A 371-nucleotide genomic window follows, 5' to 3' on the forward strand; every position below is an offset into this window, starting at 1 on the left:
GTACTTCAATGCTGTTCATATGCGTGCCGGTCTTTCCAAATTTGAAGATCCGCTTACATGGGATGATATCTTCAAAGAACGTATCAAAGAGTTTGCAATGGAAAGTATGGCTTGGTATGACCTGGTAAGACTTCATTATTATGACTCGCAAAAGGCATACGACATTATAAATAGTCAGGATCGTGGTCTCTTCGTGGTACATCCTAACCGTTGGCCAGATCCTAATGGCTGGACATTCGCAAAAACTTCATGGTTTACTGAAAGGTATGCTACTGCAAACCCAGGTAACTTCCTTTTGCCTCTACCTACAGCAGAAGTTAGTCAGGCTCCTGCTTTAAGCCAGGAACCCGTAGCTTATGAGTTTAAAGATT

The 371-nt window shown here is 42.3% G+C and carries 1 protein-coding gene; it reads left to right on the top strand.

Annotated features, from left to right (window positions below; all coding sequences use genetic code 11):
* The coding region (locus KK060_RS24920) for a RagB/SusD family nutrient uptake outer membrane protein (protein ID WP_254158013.1) at positions 1–371 on the top strand (371 nt) is incomplete at both ends.

Source organism: Chryseosolibacter indicum, assembly GCF_018598585.1.
In the GTDB taxonomy this organism is placed as follows: Bacteria; Bacteroidota; Bacteroidia; order Cytophagales; family Cyclobacteriaceae; genus Chryseosolibacter; species Chryseosolibacter indicus.